Here is a 4,004-nt window from a genome sequence, read left to right as displayed (position 1 = left end):
GCGGGTACCTGAGCGCTGCGCGCTCAGGACCGAACGGCCTCGCTGCGCTCGGCCGGGGCCCTTCGGGCCCTAGGCTCTGCGCTTCGCTCCGAGTCATGGCCGGCCTTCGGCCGGAGTCCTTCGCTTCGCTCCGGACTGACTCTGGTTCCGCTGCGCTCCACCAGAGCGGGCCTGCTCCGCAGGCCCCAGGGCTCTCGCGCTCCGCGCGGGAGGTGATCCCGTTTCACGGGATCCGGGCCTTCGGCCCGTTGGGTGGGTCCGCTCCGCTCCCCCACCCCAGGGCTCTTCCGGCTCCGCCTCCAGAACCCCAGGCCTGCTCCGCAAGCCAGGCTGGCAGCAGGGACTAGCCGCGCCTGGGTTCCCGGACCACCTTGCCATCCTTCACGAAGAGCCTCACCCGCTGCTCATTGAAGCTTCGAGCCTGCTCGAAGCGATCACCACTGCACAGGGCTTGGGGGCTCCCGTGCTCCGCACGAGGTGACGCCGTTTCACAGGGTCAGGGTCTCCGGCCTGTTGAGCGGTCCGCACCGGCCGCACGCCAAAGATGAAAACATGATCACGAACCCTTGCGGAGACCGCATCGAAACAGGCCTCCACCTTGAATGCTTCAAACTGAGTCAGAGCTAGACTCTGGAAAGATCATCTCGTACCAGGTCCACTGACCGACGACAGCTCTGTCACCAGCCCCATGTCGAGCTTGTCAGCGCAGATGGCGAAGCTCAAGCAGTCCGTAGTCCGGTGGCAGCCACCCCTTCTTCCGCCGCTCGATGGTCTTCCGCGTGTGCGGAGGCGGGTGCGGGCAGCCCTGCATCAGATCGGGTTCATCCCTGGCCCACGCAAGCCCGTAATGGGCGGTACACACAGGCCAGATGGTCTTCGCAGGCTCCTTCGGAATCGGCGTTGTCCCTCGTCGGCTCCGGGGCGGCTTGGGGCGCGGGGGCTGGGGTGGCCGCAGCCTGCAGCCCTCGCTGAAGGCCCTCAAGGGCGTCAGCCCCTCGCCTTCCAGCGGATCGCTGAAGAGTGCGCCGCTGGTGCCGGCCCCGATCCGCCAGAGGAGTGCAGCCGCCCTCAGCAGCGGTCGGGCCCAGTCCGGCACGGGGTGGGTCATGCAGCCCTGGCGCAGCCCATGGTCGTGCAGGGTGATGGTCGTGCCGTCCGCGCCGAGGTCGCGGACCTGTGCGGTGGCGAGCTGGGTGGTAGAAGCAGCGGTGAACGTGGCCGTGGCGAGCTGAGCCGCCAGGTAAGGGTGCGCCGTCGCACGGTGAAGGCGCCACGCCACCTCCGCTTCAGTGGCCGGTGGCATCACCGGCGGGAAGAAGTCCCGGTCCGCCGCCATGGGCGCGGCGCAGCGGCACGGGCCGGTCGGCTCGTCGAAGGCCTTGAGGGTGGTCAGGGCAGGCAAGGCAAGCCAGCGGTTCGCCAACGGCCGCGCGGTATGCGGTGCCTGGCGCTCCGGGACGGCCGGCTCGGCCTCGGGCAGCAGGGCGGAGGCCTCGGCGACGAGGTGGTCCACCTGGCGCAGTTCACGTTCCAGGAACGCCCGCATGGCCCGGTGATGGCAGACCAGAACCAGTCGGACCCCGGTACGCCGGCGCAGGGTGAGCAGGTCTCTGAAGCGGTGCGGGGTGAGCAGGTGGGCACGCAGCAGGGTCAGGTGCGTGATGGGGGTGGCCAGGACCCAGGCGGCCGCGATCGCCCAGGCCGGGGCCGGGTCGAGGGGGCGGTAGCCGGCCAGGGGAACGGGCTTGCCCAAGGCCGCGAGGACGTCGTAGGCGAACGCGACCGCAGCGTCGGTCCCAGGGGTCGGGTGAACGGTCAGGCGACCGTGGTGCGGGGCGTGGGAGGCCAGCGCTGCCCGGGTGTGGACCACGTCGTCGTACGGGTCCAGGACCACCGTGACCGGCGGCGGGTTCGGGCAGTCCAACACCTCAGGCCACCACCGGGCGCTGGCGCAGCTTGCTGTAGGACCAGCGCAGCAAGTCCTCGTCCAGAATCCGTCCGGACTCCTTCATCCCGGCGGTCAGGTGATGGGTGACCTTCGCCCAGGCCCGGAAATTGCCGTGCGCGGCCTCGTCATCGCACATCGCGATCAGGTCCGGGTCCGCGTCCGCCCACACGGGGTGAAAGGCCGGGATGACGGCCAGGACCTCCTCCAGCGGCATGGGCTCGATCTCCTGCCACGCGTACACCCGGGACTCCAGCATCGGCTCGCTCTGGAGCATCTCGAAACAGCCGTCCCCGCCCGTGAACACGATCGTCAGGTCCGAGCCGATGTCATCCCACAGATAGCGCAGGTACTCGAAGCACATCTTCGACAGCCACTGCGCCTCATCGCAGACCAGGACGTGCGTCTCCTCCAGGGCGCCGCGCAGCATCCGGTCGAACTCGATCGGCTGCCCCGGCGGACGGCCCTGCAGACCCAGAGCGTGGAACAGCTCGTGGCGCAGGTCTCGGGTCGAAGGCCGGGAGCGGAACTGGATCCGGCGCGTCAGCTTCGGCGCGAGCTCACGCAGCGAGGTGTTCACCGCCAGCGACTTCCCCCGGCCCGCCTGCCCATAGATACAGATCATCGCCCGCGCCTCGATCGCGGCACGGATGTTCTCCCGGACCATGAGCAGCGCACGCGTGGACACGACCTGGGCGCCCGGCAGGCGCATGAAATGGTCCTCCCGCTCACGCGGCAGCCGGCCCTGCCGCTCAGCAGACACCATCGCTCAACACTCCCCGCTGTCGTCACGTACATCAGCCGCTCCAGACGGCCCGCCATCGGCTGCCTGCCCGGCATCCGTTCGCGGGCCGGCCGCGCGGCGAGGACGGACAATCGGACGCGCCCACGAGGCCGGGGGCTCCCTCGGAGGGATCAGGTCCGGCAGAGCACGGGCCGCCAGATCCACGCCCCTGGACCGGGCGATCTCCGCCTCCGCCTGAGAGGAAGTGACCGTGCGCCGCGGACGGGGCGCAGCAGCCGTGGTTGTGGCGGTGTAGCGGGTCTTGCGCAGCTTCTCCGCCGCCTTCAGATCTGCTTTCAGTACGCGGGCCTTCTTCTCCCTGACCGAACTCAGCGCACGACGCTGCTCCACCGTCGCCGCCTCAGCCAGGAAGGCGGTCCCCAGGTGCGGGCCCCACTCCTCGGTGGAGAACACCTCGATCCGCCCGTCGTAGTGCGGCAGATACCGCAGACGCACCCGCAGGCCGACGTGCCCGGCCATCCACGGCGCGATATACGCACGACGCCGCCAGCTGATCCCGTTCGTGGTGATCTTCCGAACCCGGCCGTCGTCCTCCAACGCGAAGAACGCCAACCGCTCCTCCGGGACCTCCTCCACAGGTGTCGCGTCCGCATCCCAGGCCTGCACAGGCGTCCAGCCGTCGGTGAGTCCGGTCGGGTGGTGCCCGGTATTCCACCACGCCACCCAGTCCAGCAGCACCTTCACGAAGTCCGGGTACGAGAGGAGGTCCTCCACCGGATCCGGGTGGTACGCCTCCGCGGGGCGAGCACGATGCGTATAGCCCGGCAGCGAGACCAGCAGCATCTCCTCCACCGCACCGTTCAACGACTCGACGGTGCCCTTCCGGTACGGCTTGTACGCCGGCAGATCATCCACCGGAACCGCGAAAGCACCCAGAGCACGCTCCACCGTCCGACACAGGAACTCCTTGCCCCGGTCCACCCGCACCACGCCAGGCAAGCCACCGAACGGGCCGTAAGGATCCTGCCTACTGATCCCCGTGCGCAGCGCGGCCAGGACCGCGTCCCTCGCCGGCTGATGCGGAGTCACCGCGACCCCCACGATCACCTTCGTCGCGACATCCATGAACCACGTCACCCACGGACACACCGCAGAGCCCTCAAGATCCACGCGCACCGGGACCCTCTTGTGATCACCCTCCCAACACGCGTTCCGGTGCATCCGCGGGCGCTTGCCATAGACGTCATACCGACGCCGGGCCCCCTCACCACCCTTCAACCCAGCCCGCTCCCCCGCCGACAAGTCCTGCCGCAC

General features: G+C 69.4%; 3 protein-coding genes. All 3 read right to left on the bottom strand.

Annotation, left to right across the window (positions count from 1 at the left end):
- Positions 1-700 precede the first annotated feature (700 nt).
- Positions 701-1,927, bottom strand: coding sequence for a hypothetical protein (locus tag AB4039_RS41765; RefSeq protein WP_442273255.1), 1,227 nt, complete (start codon positions 1,925-1,927; stop codon positions 701-703).
- A 1-nt stretch (position 1,928) separates the two neighbouring features.
- Positions 1,929-2,711 (bottom strand): AAA family ATPase, encoded by a 783-nt coding sequence (locus AB4039_RS41760; RefSeq protein ID WP_442273254.1) that lies wholly within the window; start codon positions 2,709-2,711, stop codon positions 1,929-1,931.
- Positions 2,712-2,714: 3 nt separating this feature from the next.
- Positions 2,715-4,004 (bottom strand): transposase (locus AB4039_RS41755; protein WP_442273253.1); only part of this gene is annotated, 1,290 nt, incomplete at its 5' end.

Source organism: Streptomyces sp. M-16 (genome assembly GCF_052114405.1).
In the GTDB taxonomy this organism is placed as follows: domain Bacteria; phylum Actinomycetota; class Actinomycetes; order Streptomycetales; family Streptomycetaceae; genus Streptomyces.
Note: the sequence above shows the minus strand (reverse complement) of the source record. Positions and strands in the feature narration are given on the sequence as shown.